This window comes from Pseudomonas sp. AAC (assembly GCF_000725445.1).
In the GTDB taxonomy this organism is placed as follows: domain Bacteria; phylum Pseudomonadota; class Gammaproteobacteria; order Pseudomonadales; family Pseudomonadaceae; genus Pseudomonas; species Pseudomonas citronellolis.
In genome coordinates this window covers 146645-162254 of record NZ_KL647101.1, presented here as the reverse complement: position 1 = coordinate 162254, position 15610 = coordinate 146645, and the positions used below count along the sequence as shown (strand labels likewise).

General features: G+C 68.0%; 17 protein-coding genes. 9 read left to right on the top strand and 8 right to left on the bottom strand.

What is annotated here, in order from left to right:
- Nucleotides 1-6: 6 nt before the first annotated feature.
- From FG99_RS26250 to folM, 4 genes are all read right to left on the bottom strand, one after another.
- On the bottom strand, nt 7-330 hold the full coding sequence (locus tag FG99_RS26250; RefSeq protein ID WP_009616044.1) for a DUF1244 domain-containing protein: 324 nt from the start codon (nt 328-330) through the stop codon (nt 7-9).
- Nucleotides 331-448: 118 nt separating this feature from the next.
- Complete coding sequence (gene folX / locus FG99_RS26245; RefSeq protein WP_009616045.1) at nt 449-820, bottom strand: dihydroneopterin triphosphate 2'-epimerase; 372 nt, start codon at nt 818-820, stop codon at nt 449-451.
- Nucleotides 821-822: 2 nt separating this feature from the next.
- A complete protein-coding gene (gene folE, locus FG99_RS26240) occupies nt 823-1383 on the bottom strand; it encodes a GTP cyclohydrolase I FolE (RefSeq protein WP_009616046.1) in 561 nt (186 codons plus the stop codon).
- Nucleotides 1384-1412: 29 nt separating this feature from the next.
- On the bottom strand, nt 1413-2123 hold the full coding sequence (folM, locus tag FG99_RS26235) for a dihydromonapterin reductase (RefSeq protein ID WP_043273149.1): 711 nt from the start codon (nt 2121-2123) through the stop codon (nt 1413-1415).
- A gap of 148 nt (nt 2124-2271) precedes the next feature.
- Between folM and FG99_RS26230 the strand changes: the two genes are divergently transcribed.
- Entirely contained in the window at nt 2272-2724 is a 453-nt protein-coding gene (locus FG99_RS26230; protein WP_009616048.1) for a flavodoxin, read from the top strand.
- 255 nt (nt 2725-2979) lie between these two features.
- Here FG99_RS26230 and FG99_RS26225 read toward each other — a convergent pair whose 3' ends face one another.
- Nucleotides 2980-3870 (bottom strand): LysR family transcriptional regulator, encoded by an 891-nt coding sequence (locus FG99_RS26225; RefSeq protein ID WP_043273148.1) that lies wholly within the window; start codon nt 3868-3870, stop codon nt 2980-2982.
- A 98-nt stretch (nt 3871-3968) separates the two neighbouring features.
- Between FG99_RS26225 and FG99_RS26220 the strand changes: the two genes are divergently transcribed.
- The 6 genes from FG99_RS26220 (at nt 3969) to FG99_RS26195 (ending at nt 8820) form a co-directional block, all read left to right on the top strand.
- Entirely contained in the window at nt 3969-4346 is a 378-nt protein-coding gene (locus tag FG99_RS26220) for a CidA/LrgA family protein (RefSeq protein WP_009616050.1), read from the top strand.
- Entirely contained in the window at nt 4333-5019 is a 687-nt protein-coding gene (locus FG99_RS26215; protein ID WP_009616051.1) for an LrgB family protein, read from the top strand. Before FG99_RS26220 ends, FG99_RS26215 begins: the two co-directional genes overlap by 14 nt.
- A 212-nt stretch (nt 5020-5231) precedes the next feature.
- The gene (locus FG99_RS26210) at nt 5232-6008 is read left to right on the top strand and encodes a class II aldolase/adducin family protein (protein WP_043273147.1); all 777 of its coding nucleotides are present in this window, start codon (nt 5232-5234) and stop codon (nt 6006-6008) included.
- On the top strand, nt 6008-6904 hold the full coding sequence (locus FG99_RS26205; RefSeq protein ID WP_043273146.1) for an alpha/beta fold hydrolase: 897 nt from the start codon (nt 6008-6010) through the stop codon (nt 6902-6904). Before FG99_RS26210 ends, FG99_RS26205 begins: the two co-directional genes overlap by 1 nt.
- A 121-nt stretch (nt 6905-7025) precedes the next feature.
- On the top strand, nt 7026-7937 hold the full coding sequence (locus FG99_RS26200; RefSeq protein WP_009616054.1) for an SDR family oxidoreductase: 912 nt from the start codon (nt 7026-7028) through the stop codon (nt 7935-7937).
- A 115-nt stretch (nt 7938-8052) separates the two neighbouring features.
- Nucleotides 8053-8820: a crotonase/enoyl-CoA hydratase family protein gene (locus FG99_RS26195; protein WP_043273383.1), complete on the top strand. Its 768-nt coding sequence runs from the start codon at nt 8053-8055 to the stop codon at nt 8818-8820.
- Between the two features lie 422 nt (nt 8821-9242).
- Here FG99_RS26195 and FG99_RS26190 read toward each other — a convergent pair whose 3' ends face one another.
- The 3 genes from FG99_RS26190 to FG99_RS26180 form a co-directional block, all read right to left on the bottom strand.
- Entirely contained in the window at nt 9243-9587 is a 345-nt protein-coding gene (locus tag FG99_RS26190) for a cupin domain-containing protein (protein ID WP_009616056.1), read from the bottom strand.
- A 42-nt stretch (nt 9588-9629) separates the two neighbouring features.
- On the bottom strand, nt 9630-11051 hold the full coding sequence (locus FG99_RS26185) for an NAD(P)/FAD-dependent oxidoreductase (protein WP_043273145.1): 1422 nt from the start codon (nt 11049-11051) through the stop codon (nt 9630-9632).
- A gap of 286 nt (nt 11052-11337) precedes the next feature.
- On the bottom strand, nt 11338-12144 hold the full coding sequence (locus FG99_RS26180) for an AraC family transcriptional regulator (protein ID WP_043273144.1): 807 nt from the start codon (nt 12142-12144) through the stop codon (nt 11338-11340).
- 228 nt (nt 12145-12372) lie between these two features.
- On the opposite strand from FG99_RS26180, the gene FG99_RS26175 reads away from it, so the two are divergent.
- Nucleotides 12373-14130 (top strand): DUF1302 domain-containing protein, encoded by a 1758-nt coding sequence (locus tag FG99_RS26175; RefSeq protein ID WP_043273142.1) that lies wholly within the window; start codon nt 12373-12375, stop codon nt 14128-14130.
- Nucleotides 14131-14153: 23 nt separating this feature from the next.
- Nucleotides 14154-15524 carry a DUF1329 domain-containing protein gene (locus FG99_RS26170; RefSeq protein WP_043273140.1) on the top strand — a complete coding sequence of 457 codons (1371 nt, stop codon included), beginning with the start codon at nt 14154-14156 and terminating at the stop codon, nt 15522-15524.
- Nucleotides 15525-15610: the final 86 nt, after the last annotated feature.

Below are 15610 nucleotides of genomic sequence, written 5' to 3'. Positions count from 1 at the left end.
GGCTCGTCAGTGTTTCTTGGCGGTGTCGAAGGCGGCCTGCTGCTCGGGCGAGGCCTCCTTCTGGTATTTCGCCTTCCATTCGGCGTAAGGCATGCCGTAGATCTCCTCGCGGGCCTGTTCCGGGCTCAGTTCCAGGCCCATGTCGTCGGCCGCGGCCTTGTACCACTTGGACAGGCAGTTGCGGCAGAAGCCGGCGAGGTTCATCAGGTCGATGTTCTGCACGTCCTTGCGGTTGCGCAGGTGCTGCACCAGGGTGCGGAACGCCGCGGCTTCCAGTTCCGTGCGTTGTTCCTGGCTGAGGTCGAGGATGCTGTGTTCGGGCTTGCTCATGGGTCGGGCTCTCGCGTGGCGCGTCGTCGTGGGACGTCGGGGCTCTTCGGGGCTGCGCAGATGATAAGAGCGGGGGCGGGCGCCAGCAATGGCCGTTGGCCAGGCGGCGCCGCGCGGCTCAGCGCTGCGCGGCGAGGGCGATCGACACCGATTCGGCGAAGCGCAGGGCGTGGGGCTTGTCCACTTCCACCTCGGCGTAGCGCACCGCCGGGTGGGCCATGACCAGGTCGAGGATTTCCTGGGTCAGGCGCTCCAGCAGGGCGAAGCGGTTCTCCTCGACGTGGGCGATGATCGCCTTGGTGATGGTGCGGTAGTTCAGCGCGTGCTCGATGTCGTTGACCTGCACCGCCTCCTGCGAGGGGTAGAGGATGGTCAGGTTGATCAGCACGTCCTGCTTGTTGAGGATTTCCTCTTCCTTGATGCCGATGTAGGTGCGCACGCGCAGATCCTTCACGCGGATCCGCGCCATGCCCGGCTGCAATTGCGTCATTGTCACTTGCTCCGTCCGATCAGTTGCAGGAATTCCTGGCGGGTGTTGCTGGAGTCGCGGAAGGCGCCGAGCATCACCGAGGTGAACATCTGCGAGTTCTGCTTCTCCACCCCGCGCATCATCATGCACATGTGCTGGGCCTCGATCACCACCGCCACGCCGGCGGCGCCGGTGATGCGCTCCACCGCCTCGGCGATCTGCCGCGTCAGGTTCTCCTGGATCTGCAGGCGGCGGGCGAACATGTCGACGATGCGCGCCACCTTCGACAGGCCCAGCACCCGTCCGGTGGGAATGTACGCCACATGGGCCTTGCCGATGAAGGGCAGCAGGTGGTGTTCGCACAGCGAATACAGCTCGATGTCGCGAACGATCACCATCTCGTCGTTATCCGAGGCGAACAGCGCGCCGTTGACCACCTCTTCCAGGCTCAGCTCGTAGCCGTGGCACAGGTAGCGCATGGCCTTGGCGGCGCGCTTGGGGGTGTCGAGCAGGCCCTCGCGCTCGGGGTTCTCGCCCAGGCCCAGGAGTATCTCGCGGTAGTTCGCGGACAGGGAATCGGTCATTGCAGGTTTCCTCGCGCCACGCCGGGCGGTCATTTGAGGTGCCGGCCGCCGTTGACGGTCAAGGTGGTGCCGGTGACGTAGGGGGTGTCCAGCAGGTAGCGGATGGCCTGGTAGACGACGTCCGGCCCGGGCTCGATGCCCAGGGCGGATTTCGCCAGGGTGCGCGCGCGGTAGTCGGCGTCGTCCCCGGCGTTGAACATGACCAGCGCCGGGGCGATGGTGTTGACCTTGATCTTCGGCGCCAGGCGCGCGGCGAAGGACAGCGTCAGGCTGTCCAGCCCGGCCTTGCTGGCGCAGTAGGCGACGTGCTTGGCGCTGCCCTTGCGCACCACGTCGTCGCTGACGTGGATGATGTCGGCCGGCTGCGAGCGCTCCAGCAGCGGCGCGCAGTGCAGGTTGATCAGGTAGGGGGCGAGCATGTGCACGCTGAACAGCGCGCGGAAGGCCTCGGCCTCGTGGCCGGGCGTTTCGGCGAGCCATGCCGAGGCGTTGTGGACGATGGCGCGCAGGCTGTCGGTGTGCGCCTTGAGTTCGTCGATGAAGGCGAGGATGCCGGCCTCGTCGGCGAAGTCGCCGTAAAGGCAGGTCGCGCCGCGCTCGCGCAGTTGCTGCAGCCCGGGCTTGTCGCTGCGGTAGCTGACGATCACCGGCTGGCCCGCGTCGAGCAGGCGCAGCGCGCAGTGCAGGCCGACGCGCTGGCTGGCGCCGGTGATCAGGATGGGGGCCGGGGATGCGCTCATGCGAGCCTCGTGGCTGGTGGAAAACGGCCGGCGGAGGCATATCCGAGCGGCGCGGTGGGAAAAAACTATACCAGCCCGGCGGCGCCGGCGAACACCCGTGGCCGGCTTGCGGCATAATGGGCGTTTGTCGCATGAACCGGGAGTTTCCATGAAAGTCGCCATTCTGTCCGGGTCGGTCTACGGCACCGCCGAAGAGGTCGCGCGCCATGCCAGGCGCCTGCTGGAGGCCGCGGGCCTGGAGACCTGGTTCGAGCCGCGCGCCACCCTGGACGCGCTGATCGAAGCCGCGCCCGACGCCTTCCTGACGGTCACCTCGACCACCGGCCTGGGCGAGCTGCCGGACAACATCCAGCCGCTGTACTACGCCCTGCGCGACCGCCTGCCGAACTGGCGCGGCCTGCCCGGCGCGGTGATCGGCCTGGGCGACTCCAGCTACGGCGACACCTACTGCGGCGGCGGCGAGCAGGTGCGCGAGCTGTACGCCGAACTGGGCCTGCGCGAGGTGCTGCCGATGCTGCGCCTGGACGCCAGCGAGACGGTCACCCCGGAGACCGACGCCGAGCCCTGGATCGCCGAGTTCATCGCTGCGTTGAAGGGTTGATGCACGACCTGCAGCGGGCCCCACCTGTAGGAGCGCGCCCTGCGCGCGAATCGCAGGCAGGGCCTGCTCCTGCGAGAAGCTGTGCTCGCCTGCAACGTAGGAGCGACTGTCTTGCGCCGAGGTGCTCTTCGTAGGATGGGTTGAGCTTGCGAAACCCATGCGGTTGCGCTGATGGGTGTCGCTTCGCTCAACGCCACCCTACGAAAAGCCGTGCTTCCTGGAACCGTAGGAGCGGACTCCGTCCGCGATGCCCGCTCAGCCCATGGGATGCAGCGGAAACTCCTCCAGCAGCGCCAGCCACGCCTTGGCCGCATGGGACAGGTAGGCGTCGCGGCGCCAGATGAAGCAGATGTCCCAGCGCAGGTCCGGCTCGCTCAGCAGCACCCGCGCCACTCCCGGCCGTTCCACTTCCTGTGCCACCACCCGTGGTAGCAGCACCACGCCTTGCCCGGCGGCCACCAACGCGCCGAGGAAGTCGGCCTGGCCGCTGCGCCCGCCCTCGCGGGGTTCGAAGCCGGCCTCGCGGCAGGCGCGCAGCAGGCGGTCGTTGAGGGTGAAGCTCTGCTGGTAGAGCAGGAAGGGCGTGTCGGCCAGTTCGGCCAGGGCGATGCTTTCGCGCCCGGCCAGCGGGTGTTCGGCCGGCAGCAGGGCGTCCAGCGGCTCGTTGCAGAACGGCTGCCAGTCGAAGGCCGGGTCGTTCGGCGTGAGCGCGCCGGCCAGTTCCAGTTCGCCGGCGTGCAGCGCCTGTTCCAGGCTCTTGCTGCCGCCTTCCACCAGGTGCACCTGGATGTGCGGGTAGCGTTTGCGGTATTCGGCGAAGCGCCAGGCGAACAGGGCGTCGGCGCCCAGCAGCGGCAGGCCCAGGCGCAGTTCGCCGCGGCGCATCTGGCTGAGGTCGTCCAGTTCGATCAGCAGTTCGCGGCGCAGGCGCAGCATGTCCTCGGCGCGGCGCCGCACCACTTCGCCGGCGGCGGTCAGGCGCACGTGGGGGCCGCTGCGTTCCAGCAGTTGCACGTGCAGGCTCTGCTCCAGCTGGGCCACCTGCTTGCTGATGGCCGACTGGCTGGCGTGCAGGCGCTGCGCGGCCTGGGTGAAGCTGCCCTGGCGCACCACTTCGACGAAGCTGCGCAGTTGCTTGAATTCCATTTTGGAATGGCCTCGATTCGAACAATTCGCTTTGGGGATAGTAGCCCCGGGCTTAACCTGAGCGCCATCCACAGCACACCGCCACGCAGGCACCCGAAATGATCCGCCGCATCGCCCGACTGGGCTTCGAACTCGCCGTCCTCATCGCCTTCTGGTGGTTCGGCGGCTGGCTGGCGCAAGCCACCGGCCTGCCGCTGCCCGGCGGGGTGGTGGGGCTCGGCCTGCTGCTGGCGCTGTTCGCCAGCGGGGCGATCCGCCCGGCCCTGCTGCAGGGCGGCGCCGGGCTGCTGCTGGCGGAGATGCTGCTGTTCTTCATCCCCGCGCTGATGAGCCTGCTGGACTATGGCCCGCTGCTGCGCAGCGAGGGCTGGAAGATATTGCTGGTGATCATGTGCAGCACGCTGCTGGTGATGCTGGTCACCGCGCTGTCGGTAGAGGGCATGTACCGCTGGAGGTCGCGCCATGAGTCTCGATAAGCAAGCCCTGTTCTGGCTGGCCCTGACCCTCGGCGGCTACCTGTTCAGCCGCCAGTTGTACAAGCGCGTGCGCTGGTACGGCTTCGCGCCCATCGTGTTCGTCCCGGTGCTGCTGTTCGCCGTGGCCATCCCGCTGCACGCCCATTACGCCGACTACTCGCGCGACACCAACTGGCTGGTGGCGCTGCTCGGCCCGGCCACCGTGGCCTTCGCCGTACCCATCTGGCAGCAGCGCGCGCTGCTGGCGCGGCACTGGCCGGCGCTGCTGGTGGGCATGTGCGCCGGCTCCGCAGTGGCCATCGGCAGTTCCTGGATGCTGGCCAACGCCCTGGCGCTGGACGGCCAGGTGGCGCTGTCGCTGGTGCCGCGTTCGATCACCACGCCGCTGGCCATGGAGATGTCCCACGACCTGGGCGGCGTGCCGGAGCTGACCGCCGCCTTCGTGATGATCACCGGGGTGTTCGGCGCCCTGGCCGGCGGCCTGCTGATGAAGCTGCTGCCGCTGCGCTCGACCCTCGCCCGCGGCGCGCTGCTGGGCGTCGGCGCCCACGGCGCGGGTACCAGCCGGGCCTACGAGTTCGGCGGCGAGGAGGGCTCCACGGCGGGGCTGCTGATGGTCCTCACCGGGCTGTTCAACCTGATGCTGGCGCCCGCCGTCGCGCTGGTCCTGTAGGAGCGAGCCGCGCCGAGGTGCCTTTCGTAGGATGGGTTGAGCTTGCGATACCCATGCGGTCGCGGTGATGGGTATCGCTTCGCTCAACCCATCCTACGGGGCGTGGTGTTTGCCGCAGTTGTAGGAGAGGACTGTCAGACCCCCGACAGTCCCGCGGCCTTCGCCTGACTAGACTGGCCCCATCGAACAACAACAACGATGAGGACCGCCCCATGAACGCCGCCGCTCCCGCACCTTCCGTGAAAGACCAGGTCTCCGAGGCCGAATGGCAGACCCGCGTCGACCTCGCCGCCTGCTACCGGCTGATCGCCCTGTACGGCTGGGACGACCTGATCTTCACCCACATCTCGGCCAAGGTCCCGGGCACCGAGGACTTCCTCATCAACCCCTACGGCATGATGTTCCACGAGATCACCGCCTCCAGCCTGGTGAAGGTGGACCTGGCCGGCAAGAAGCTGATGGACAGCCCCTACGACATCAACCCCGCCGGCTACACCATCCACAGCGCCGTGCACGAGGTGCGCCACGACGTCGGTTGCGTGCTGCACATTCACACCCCCGCCGGCATCGCCGTGTCGGCGCAGAAGAACGGCCTGCTGCCGTTGTCGCAGCAGTCGCTGTTCGTGCTCTCCAGCCTGGCCTACCACGGCTACGAGGGCGTGGCCCTGAACCACGACGAGAAGGCCCGCCTGCAGGCCGACCTGGGCGACAAGCACTTCATGATCCTGCCCAACCACGGCCTGCTCACCGCCTTCGGCACCGTGGCCGACGCCTTCCTCGGCATGTTCACCCTGCAGCGCGCCTGCGAGGCGCAGGTGATGGCGCAGAGCGGCGGCGGCGAGCTGATCCGCATCCCGCAGCAGATCCTCGACGGCGCCCGGGCGATGGTCGCCGGGGTGATGAAGACCTCCCAGGGCATGGGCGGGGGCCTGGCCTGGCCGGCGCTGCTGCGCAAGCTCGACCTGCAGAACCCCGGCTACCGCGACTGATGGCCGGCATCGCCATCCCCCTGCGCGACTGGCGCGCGCAGGGGCGCACCTTCGACTTCAACGGCCACGCCATCCGCTACTGGGAGGCCGGCGCGGGCGAGCCGCTGCTGCTGATCCACGGCTTCCCCAGCGCCTCCTGGGACTGGAACAAGCTGTGGCAGCCGTTGGCCGGGCGCTACCGGGTGATCGCCTGCGACATGCTCGGCTTCGGCGATTCTGCCAAGCCGCGCAACCACGCCTACCGCATCCATGAGCAGGCCGACCTGCAGCAGGCGCTGCTGGAGCATCTGGCGGTGCGCGAGCCCGTGCACCTGCTGGTCCACGACTACGGCAACAGCGTCGGCCAGGAACTGCTGGCGCGGCACCTGGAAGGACAAATCCAACTGGCCTCGCTGGTGTTCCTCAATGGCGGGCTGTTCCCCGAGACGCACCGCCCGGTGCTCTCGCAGAAGCTGCTGCTCAGCCCGCTGGGCGGCTTCTTCGGGCGCTTCTTCGACCGTGGCAAGCTGGCCGCCAACTTCGCCAAGGTGTTCGGCCCGCGCACCCGGCCGAGCGAGGAGGAGCTGGACGCGTTCTGGAGCCTGATCGCCTGCAACGACGGGCCGAAGGTGATGCACCGGCTGATCCACTACATCCTCGACCGCCGCGAACACCGCGAGCGCTGGGTGGGCGCCATGCAGCGCACGTCCGTGCCATTGCGGCTGATCGACGGGCCCGTGGACCCGATCTCCGGCGCGCACATGGTCGAGCGCTACCGCCAGCTGATCCCGCGGCCGGACACGGTGATGCTCGACGGCATCGGCCACTACCCGCAGACCGAGGCGCCGGAGCAGGTGCTGGCGCACTACCTGGCGTTCCGCGCGCGCCTGGCCGGGCAGGTGCAGCCGGCGGCCTGAAGGGGCCGCCGGCATCATCCCCGGACCTTATCGCGGCATATTCAGGCCCGGCGTCTTGGTTGTGACCGTCAAACGTCTGTTTGACACTCCGTAGCCATCAACCTGCCTGGGAGTACCAACCATGAGTGATGCCGTTCGTTTCGACGACAAGGTCGTGATCGTCACCGGTGCCGGCGGCGGCCTTGGCCGTGCCCACGCCCTGCTGTTCGCCAAACATGGCGCCAAGGTGGTGGTGAATGACCTGGGCGGCAGCACCCATGGCGAGGGCGCCAACGCTTCGGCCGCCGACCGCGTGGTGGCGGAGATCCGCGCCGCCGGCGGCACCGCCATCGCCAACCACGATTCGGTGACCGACGGCGAGAACATCGTGCGCGAGGCCGTGGAAGCCTTCGGCCGCGTCGACGTGGTGGTGAACAACGCCGGCATCCTGCGCGACAAGACCTTCCACAAGATGGAAGACGCCGACTGGGACCTGGTCTACAAGGTCCACGTCGAGGGCGCCTACAAGGTGACCCGCGCCGCCTGGCCGCTGATGCGCGAGCAGGGCTACGGGCGGGTGATCTTCACCGCCTCCACCTCGGGCATCTACGGCAACTTCGGGCAGAGCAACTACGGCATGGCCAAGCTCGGCCTCTACGGCCTGACCCGCACCCTGGCCCTGGAAGGGCGCAAGAGCAACATCCTGGTCAACGCCATCGCCCCCACCGGCGGCACCCGCATGACCGAGGGGCTGATCCCGCCGCAGGTGTTCGAGCAGCTCAAGCCCGAGTTGGTCAGCCCGCTGGTGGTCTACCTGGGCAGCGAGGCCTGCCAGGACACCTCCGGCCTGTATGAAGTGGGCGGCGGCTGGATGGGCAAGGTGCGCTGGGAGCGCAGCCTGGGCTTCGGCTTCGACCCGCGCGAAGGCTTCGACGCCGAGGACGTGGCGGCGCACTGGCAGCAGATCAGCAGCTTCGAGAACGCCGTGCACCCGGCGGACAACGTCGAGGCCCTGCGCGAGATGATGGCCAACCTGCAGAAATACGTCGGCTGATCGCGACAGGCAGACGGGCGGAACGGCCGGGGTGCTGCTCCGCGCGCCGTGACGCAGTAAGGTGGAAGGCCGGCGCAAGCCGGCCTTCGTCCTTTCCGTCAGCCTGGAGTCCAGCATGAGCGTGATCGTCGAGCACAACGGCCCGGTAACCACCCTGATCATCGATCGCCCCGCGGCGCGCAACGCGGTCGACCGGCCCACTGCCGACGCCCTGGCCGAGGCCCTGCGCGCCTTCGAGGCCGACGAGCAGGCGAAGGTGGCGGTGCTCACCGGCGCCGGCGGCACCTTCTGCGCCGGCGCCGACCTCGCCGCGGTGGCCGAGGGCAGCGAGCGGCGTAACCGCCTGGAAATGGAAGGCGACGCCCCCATGGGCCCCAGCCGCATGCACCTGAACAAGCCGTTGATCGCCGCAATCGAGGGCTACGCCGTGGCCGGCGGCCTGGAGCTGGCGCTGCTGGCCGACCTGCGGGTGATGGCCGAGGACGCGGTGTGCGGGGTGTTCTGCCGGCGCTTCGGCGTGCCGCTGATCGACGGCGGCACCGTGCGCCTGCCGCGCATCATCGGCCAGGGCCGGGCGCTGGACCTGATCCTCACCGGCCGCCCGGTCGCCGCCCAGGAAGCCCTGGGCATGGGCCTGGCCAACCGCGTGGTGGCCAAGGGCGAAGCCCGCGCCGCCGCCGAGGACCTGGCCCGGCAGATCGCCGACTTCCCCCAGGCCTGCATGCTGGCGGACCGCGACAGCGTCTACGCGCAGTGGAACCAGTCGTTCGACGTGGCCATGGCGAATGAATTCCAGGGTGGGCTGATGGTGATTCTCAGCGGCGAGACCCAGGCCGGGGCGCAACGCTTCGCGCGGGGGGAGGGGCGGCATGGGAAGTTTTGAGGGACGGGGTTGCTTTTCGTAGGAGCGAGCTTGCTCGCGAATGGAGTTCCCCTGGGACGCCGCTGCATGAGGGAAGCGCCTTTCCCTCTCCCTAACCCTCTCCCTGAAGGGAGAGGGGACCGTTGGGCAGATGCTGATATTTCGGCGTTAGCCGGCTAGCACAGTGATTACCGGCTGAAACCGTTCCTCCTCTCGGCACGGACTAGCCCCCTCTCCCTTCAGGGCGGGGCGCGTAGCCGAGGGCTGGGGAGAGGGGGCGGAGTCAACCCGAAACACCGTAGTCATCGGGAGGCGCCATTCGCGAGCAAGCTCGCTCCCCACATGGCAGGAGATCACCGTCGTAGGATGGTGTTGAGCGAAGCGATACCCATCGCCATGGCCTGATGGGTATCGCAAGCTCAACCCATCCTACGAAGAGCGCCTCAGCGCTTGATGATCACGTACGTTTTGCGCACCGTCTCCTGGATGTCCCACACCCCCAGGCTGTTCTGTGGCAGCAGGAAGGCGTCGCCGGCCTGGAAGGCGATGGGCTCGCCGTCGTCCGGGGTGAAGGTGCCGCGGCCGCTGATGAAGTGGCAGAACTCCTGCTCGACGATCTGCCGGCGCCAGCGGCCCGGGGTGCATTCCCAGATGCCGGTGTCGACCTGGTCGGGGCGTTCCACTTCGGCCACGCGGGTGTGCGAGACCGGCTCGCCCAGCGGCACGCCGACCGGGCTGGCTTCGCCCAGGGGCGCGTTGGGGGTGTCCTTGAGGTGGGTGATCTTCATCGGGGCTCCAGTGGGTTGTCGGTGCAAAGGGGGCGGCCGGCTTCAGCCGACCTTCCAGGTCATCAGGCCTTCCATGCCGGCGGCGAGTCTTTCCGCCAGCTGCCGGCGCCAGGCCGGGGTGTTGGGGTTGGCCAGCACCTCGTCCTCGTGGACGAAGCTGCGGATGATCGCGTTGTAGCCCAGCCAGCGGCACGGCTCGGGTTCCCAGGCGCGCAGGGCATCGGTCATGGCGCGGTCGTGGATCACCCAGTTCTGCCGGGTCTCCAGGCTGTCGTTGCCGAGGATCAGGTCGGCCAGGGTGCGCCCGCCCAGGTTGGTGGCGCCCACGCCCTCGCCGCCGTAGCCGCCGGACAGGGCGATGCCGTTGCGGCGGTCGATCAGCATGTGCGGGTGGAAGCGCCGCGACATGCCCAGGTTGCCGCCCCAGGTGTGGGTGATCTTCACGTCCTTGAGCTGCGGGAACAGTTCGCCGAACAGGTAGCGGCGCAGGCCGACCTCGTCGTCGTCGAGGCTGAAATCGCTGCGCAGCTTGCCGCCGAAGCGGTAGCCGCCGCGGGCGCCGAAGGCCAGGCGGTTGTCCCGGGTGCGCTGGCCGTAGGTGACCTGGCGGCTGAATTCGCTGAAGGCCTGGCCGTGCTCCAGGCCGATCTCCGCCCACACCGACTCGGGCAGCGGCTCGGTGGCCACCAGCAGGCTCTGCACCGGCAGCTGGTAGTTGCCCAGGGGCGGCAGGGCGGCGGCGTAGCCTTCCACCGCCGGCACTATCCAGTGGGCCTTCACGCTTCCCTTGTCGGTGCGCAGCAGGCCGGGCTGCCAGTGGCTGACGCGGCTCTTCTCGAACACTTGCACGCCCAGGCGTTCCACCGCTGTGGCCAGGCCGCGGGCCAGCTTGGCCGGGTCGATGGTGGCGCAGTGCGGGGTGTAGAGCGCGCCCAGGGCGCTGGGGATGCGCAGCTGGCCGTCCAGTTCGGCCTTCGACAGCCAGCGGTAATCGTCCTCGCCCAGGCCCTCGTGGCGCAGGTCGGCCAGGTACTGGCGCAGGCGGCGTTCCTGTTCCGGGTAGCGCGCCGCGCAATAGAGCACGCCGCCCTTGCGGTAGTCGCAGTCGATGCCTTCGCGTTCCAGCACCCTGGCCACCTCGTCGGGGATGCCGTGCAGCAGGTCCCAGGTCTCGCGGCGGCGCGGCTCGGGCATGCGGCCCACCAGGCGGTCCTCGCCCAGCAGCGCGCCCATCAGCCAGCCGCCGTTGCGCCCGGAGGCGCCGAAGCCGGCGGTTTCGGCTTCGAGGATGGCCACCTTCAATTGCGGTGCGCGGGTCTTCAGGTAATAGGCCGTCCACAGCCCGGTATAGCCGGCGCCGACGATGGCCACGTCGACCTCCAGGGTGCCTTCCAGGGCCGGGCGGGCGATGAAGTCGTCGTCCAGTTGGTTCATCCACAGGCTGATATGGCGCCATGCCGACATAGGGGCGACTCCGGGCAGAAGGGTGATGGGGAATGTGCGCAAGCCTAGAAGCGCCCGGCATTCCTGTCGTGCGCGCGGGTACGCGGGGAAAAGCCGGCTGACGGCAATTGTAGGCGCGGATCTCATCCGCGAAACGCGCCGGGACGCCCGGCTATCGCGGACAAGGTCCGCTCCTACGAGGTGCAGCAGAAACACCGTCGTAGGATGGGTTGAGCGAAGCGATACCCATCACCGCGAGTGCATGGGGTTCGCAAGCTCAACCCATCCTACGAAGAGCGCCTCGGCGTTACGGGTTTTCCATCCGCTTGAGGTATTCCCGCGGCGACAGCCCGGTCTGCTGGCGGAAGCAGCGGTAGAAGGCCGACAGCGAATTGAAGCCGGCGGAGAAGGCCAGTTCGTCGATGCGCGCCGAGGTGGCCGGGCGCAGCTGTTCCAGCAGGTGCTGCAGGCGTTTCTGGTTGACGTACTGGTAGAAGCTCAGGCCCATCACCTGGTTGAGCAGGTAGGAAATCTGGTTGCGTGTGTAGCCGGTAGCGCCGGCCACCTGCGACAGGTCCAGGTCCGGCGCGAGGTACGGCTGGGCCTTGTGGAAGTATTCCTCCAGGTCCGCGGCCAGCTGGCTGAGCTGGCGCGGCGACAGGCCCAGGCGGCTGGCCGGCGGGCGGCTGTCGCCGGAGGCGCGTGCGGCGCCCGGGGCGTCTTCGCGGACCAGGGTGGCGTATTCGTTGATGCGCCAGATCAGCCCGTCGCGCACGCTGATGGCTTCGCTGGAGTGGAACACCGCCAGGCGCCCGCTGAGGGTGATGGCGGTGCGGTACTGGATGAAGGCTGTGTCGCCGTCGACGCGGATGCGGTCGATGTGGTCGAGGAACTCGTCCGGGCGGCTGGGCATGGTCTGGGTGACGTACTCGCGCAGGTCCGCCAGGCCCATGCGGCGGTTCTGGAAGTAGTCGTTGTATTCCACCTCGGGATGGTAGAGCGCCAGCGCCGCGTCCAGGTCGCGGCGCTTCCAGCTGTCGTGGTAGCGCTGCACCACGTCGCGGGTGCTCGGGGTGAGGTGGCTGTCGGCCGGGGTCGGGTGGGTCGCTTGCATGGCGCACAGGATGCCGCAGAGCGGCGCGCTCGGGTAGGGGGGAGGCCCCGCTATCATCCAGGCACTGCATGATGGGCCATGCCCGGCGTCAATGGTGGCCGCCCGGGGCCGTCGCAGAGGGGGGATTCACTCTTTCGGCTGACAGTGCAAATACCTCCTTGGTGCGCTTGGTCGCGACCGGGCCGGCTGAGTAGCGTGTAGCCGCCTAGACACCGTCAGGAGTGCCGAATGACAACAAAAACAAGGCGCGTATCGTTCCAACCGAAACTGCTGGCCGCTGCTGTAGCCCTGGGTTGCGCCACCCAGGCCGGGGCCGTCTCGTTCAACATCGGGGAAATCGAGGGGCAGCTGGATTCGACGCTGTCCGTGGGGGCCAGCTGGGGGCTGCGCGACGCCGATTCGGAATACGTGGGGGCTCGCAACGGCGGAACGGCATCGTCGCAGACCTCCGACGACGGCCGCCTGAACTTCAAGAAGGGCGAGACCTTCTCGAAGATCTTCAAGGGCATCCACGACCTGGAGCTGAAGTACGGCGATACCGGCGTCTTCGTCCGCGGCAAGTACTGGTACGACTTCGAACTGAAGGACGAGCACCGCGAGCTTTACGACATCAGCGACCAGGGCCGCAGCATGGGCGCGCGCTCCTCCGGCGCCGAACTGCTGGACGCCTTCATCTACCACAAGTACAGCATCGGCGACCTGCCCGGCACCGTGCGCCTGGGCAAGCAGGTGGTGAGCTGGGGCGAGAGCACCTTCATCCAGAACTCCATCAACAGCATCAACCCGGTCGACGTCGCCGCCTTCCGCCGCCCCGGCGCGGAGATCAAGGAAGGCCTGATCCCGGTGAGCATGTTCTACATGTCCCAGGGCCTGACCGACAGCCTCACCGCCGAAGGCTTCTACCAGCTGAAGTGGGAGAAGACGGTGGTGGACAACTGCGGCACCTTCTTCTCCACCACCGACGTGGCGGCCAACGGCTGCAACCGCCTGGTCTACGCCGGCAGCGACTTCGACACCGACCCGGCCAGCGGCTACCGCTACCTGGCGCGCTCCGGCGACAACACCGCCCGCGACGGCGGCCAGTGGGGCCTGGCCCTGCGCTGGTACGCGGCGGAGCTGAACGACACCGAGTTCGGCGCCTACGTGATGAACTACCACAGCCGCAACCCGGTCTTCAGCACCATCGCCGGACAAGGCCTGGCCACCGCCAACGCCGCCACCGGCGAGGCCAGCGCGCAGTACCTGATCGAGTACCCGGAGGACATCCGCCTCTACGGCCTGAGCTTCCAGACCAACATCGGCGGCACTTCGGTGGCCGGCGAGGTCAGCTACCGGCCGAACATGCCGCTGCAACTCAACAGCACCGACCTGACCGTGGCCGCGCTCTACCCGACCACCCTGTTCGGCAACCCCATCTATGCCAGCGGCGCCGCCACCCCCAGCGCCGGCGAGGTGATCCACGGCTACGTACGCAAGCCGGTGACCCAGGCCCAGGTGACGGTGACGCAGTTCTTCGACCAGGTGCTGGCCGCCGAACGCCTGACCGTGGTCGGCGAGGTGGGCTACAACCACATCAGCGGCATCGACGACAGCGAGCTGCGCTTCGGCCGCGACTCCATCTGGGGCATCGGCGAGCTGCCCAACAACTCCCTGTGCCAGGGCCTGCTGAACACCGCCAACCCCGGCGAGTGCAACAACAAGGGCTTCTACACCAGCAGCAGCTGGGGCTACCGCGTGCGCGGCATCCTCGACTACCCCAACGTCATCGCCGGCATCAACTTCAAGCCGAACCTGGCCTGGTCCCACGACGTGCACGGCTACGGCCCGAACTTCAGCGAGGGCGCCAAGGCGGTCAGCGTCGGCCTGGATGCGGACTACCAGAACACCTATACCGCCAGCATCAGCTATACCGATTTCTTCGGTGGCGATTACAACCCGATCAACGATCGCGACTTCATCGCCGTCAGCTTCGGTGTGAACTTCTGATCGGTCAGTCAAGGACAGGAAAGATGAACAAGATACGAATCCTGCAATGCGGCGCCCTGGCCCTGAGCCTGCTCTCCGGCGCCGTGATGGCGGCGGTGTCCGCGGACGAGGCGGCCAAGCTCGGCACCAGTCTCACGCCCATGGGCGCGCAGAAGGAAGGCAACGCCGACGGCAGCATCCCGGCCTGGACCGGCGGCATCGACAAGAGCGCCGGCAGCGAGGACGCCCGCGGCTTCCTCAGCGACCCCTTCGCCGGCGAGAAGCCGCTGTTCACCATCACCGCGCAGAACGTCGACCAGTACAAGGACAAGCTCACCGACGGCCAGGTGGCGCTGTTCAAGCGCTACCCGGACACCTACCGCATCCCGGTGTACAAGACCCACCGCACCTTCTCGCAGCCGGCGGAGATCTACCAGGCGGTCAAGACCAGCGCAGTGAACGTGCAGCCGATCAACGACGGCAACGGCCTGGCCAACTTCGACAAGAGCCGCTACTACGCCTTCCCGCTGCCGAAGAACGGCGTCGAGGTGCTGTGGAACCACATCACCCGCTACCGCGGCGGCAACCTGGCGCGCACCGTGGTCCAGGTCACCCCGCAGACCAACGGCAGCTACACGCCGATCCGCTTCGAGGAGACCGTGGCCTTCCCGCAGAACATGGGCGACGTGGACCTCGCCAAGGTCAGTAACATCCTGCTGTACTTCAAGCAGTCGGTAACGGCGCCGGCGCGCCTGGCCGGTAACGTGCTGCTGGTGCACGAGACCCTCGACCAGGTCAGGGAGCCGCGCCTGGCGTGGATCTACAACGCCGGCCAACGCCGCGTGCGGCGCGCCCCGCAGGTGGCCTACGACGGCCCCGGCACCGCCGCCGACGGCCTGCGCACCTCGGACAACTTCGACATGTTCTCCGGCGCGCCGGACCGTTACGACTGGAAACTGGTGGGCAAGAAGGAGCTGTACATCCCCTACAACAGCTACAAGCTGGGCCTGCCGACCTACAAGTACGACGACATCGTCAAGGCCGGCCACCTCAACCAGGACCTGACGCGCTACGAGCTGCACCGCGTGTGGGAAGTGGTGGGCACCGTGAAGCCGGGCGAGCGGCACATCTACGCCAAGCGCCACATGTACATCGACGAGGACAGCTGGCAGATCGCCGAAGTCGACCACTACGACGGCCGCGGCCAGCTGTGGCGCGTTTCCGAAGGCCACCAGATGTTCAACTACGTACACCAGGCCGGCGGCTACGTGCCGGAGGTGATCTACGACGTGATCGCCGGCCGCTACCTGGCCCTGGGCCTGTTCAACGAAGAGAAGAGCGGCTACCGCTTCGGCATCAAGGCCAGCATGGCCGACTACACCCCGGCGGCGCTGCGCAACGAAGGCGTGCGCTGAGCCGGGCCATGGCCGGCGGCGGGGGTTGCCGCCGGCCATGTACCTTCCTGTAATGCCAAAGGGTGATATGTCGCTACATACATCCG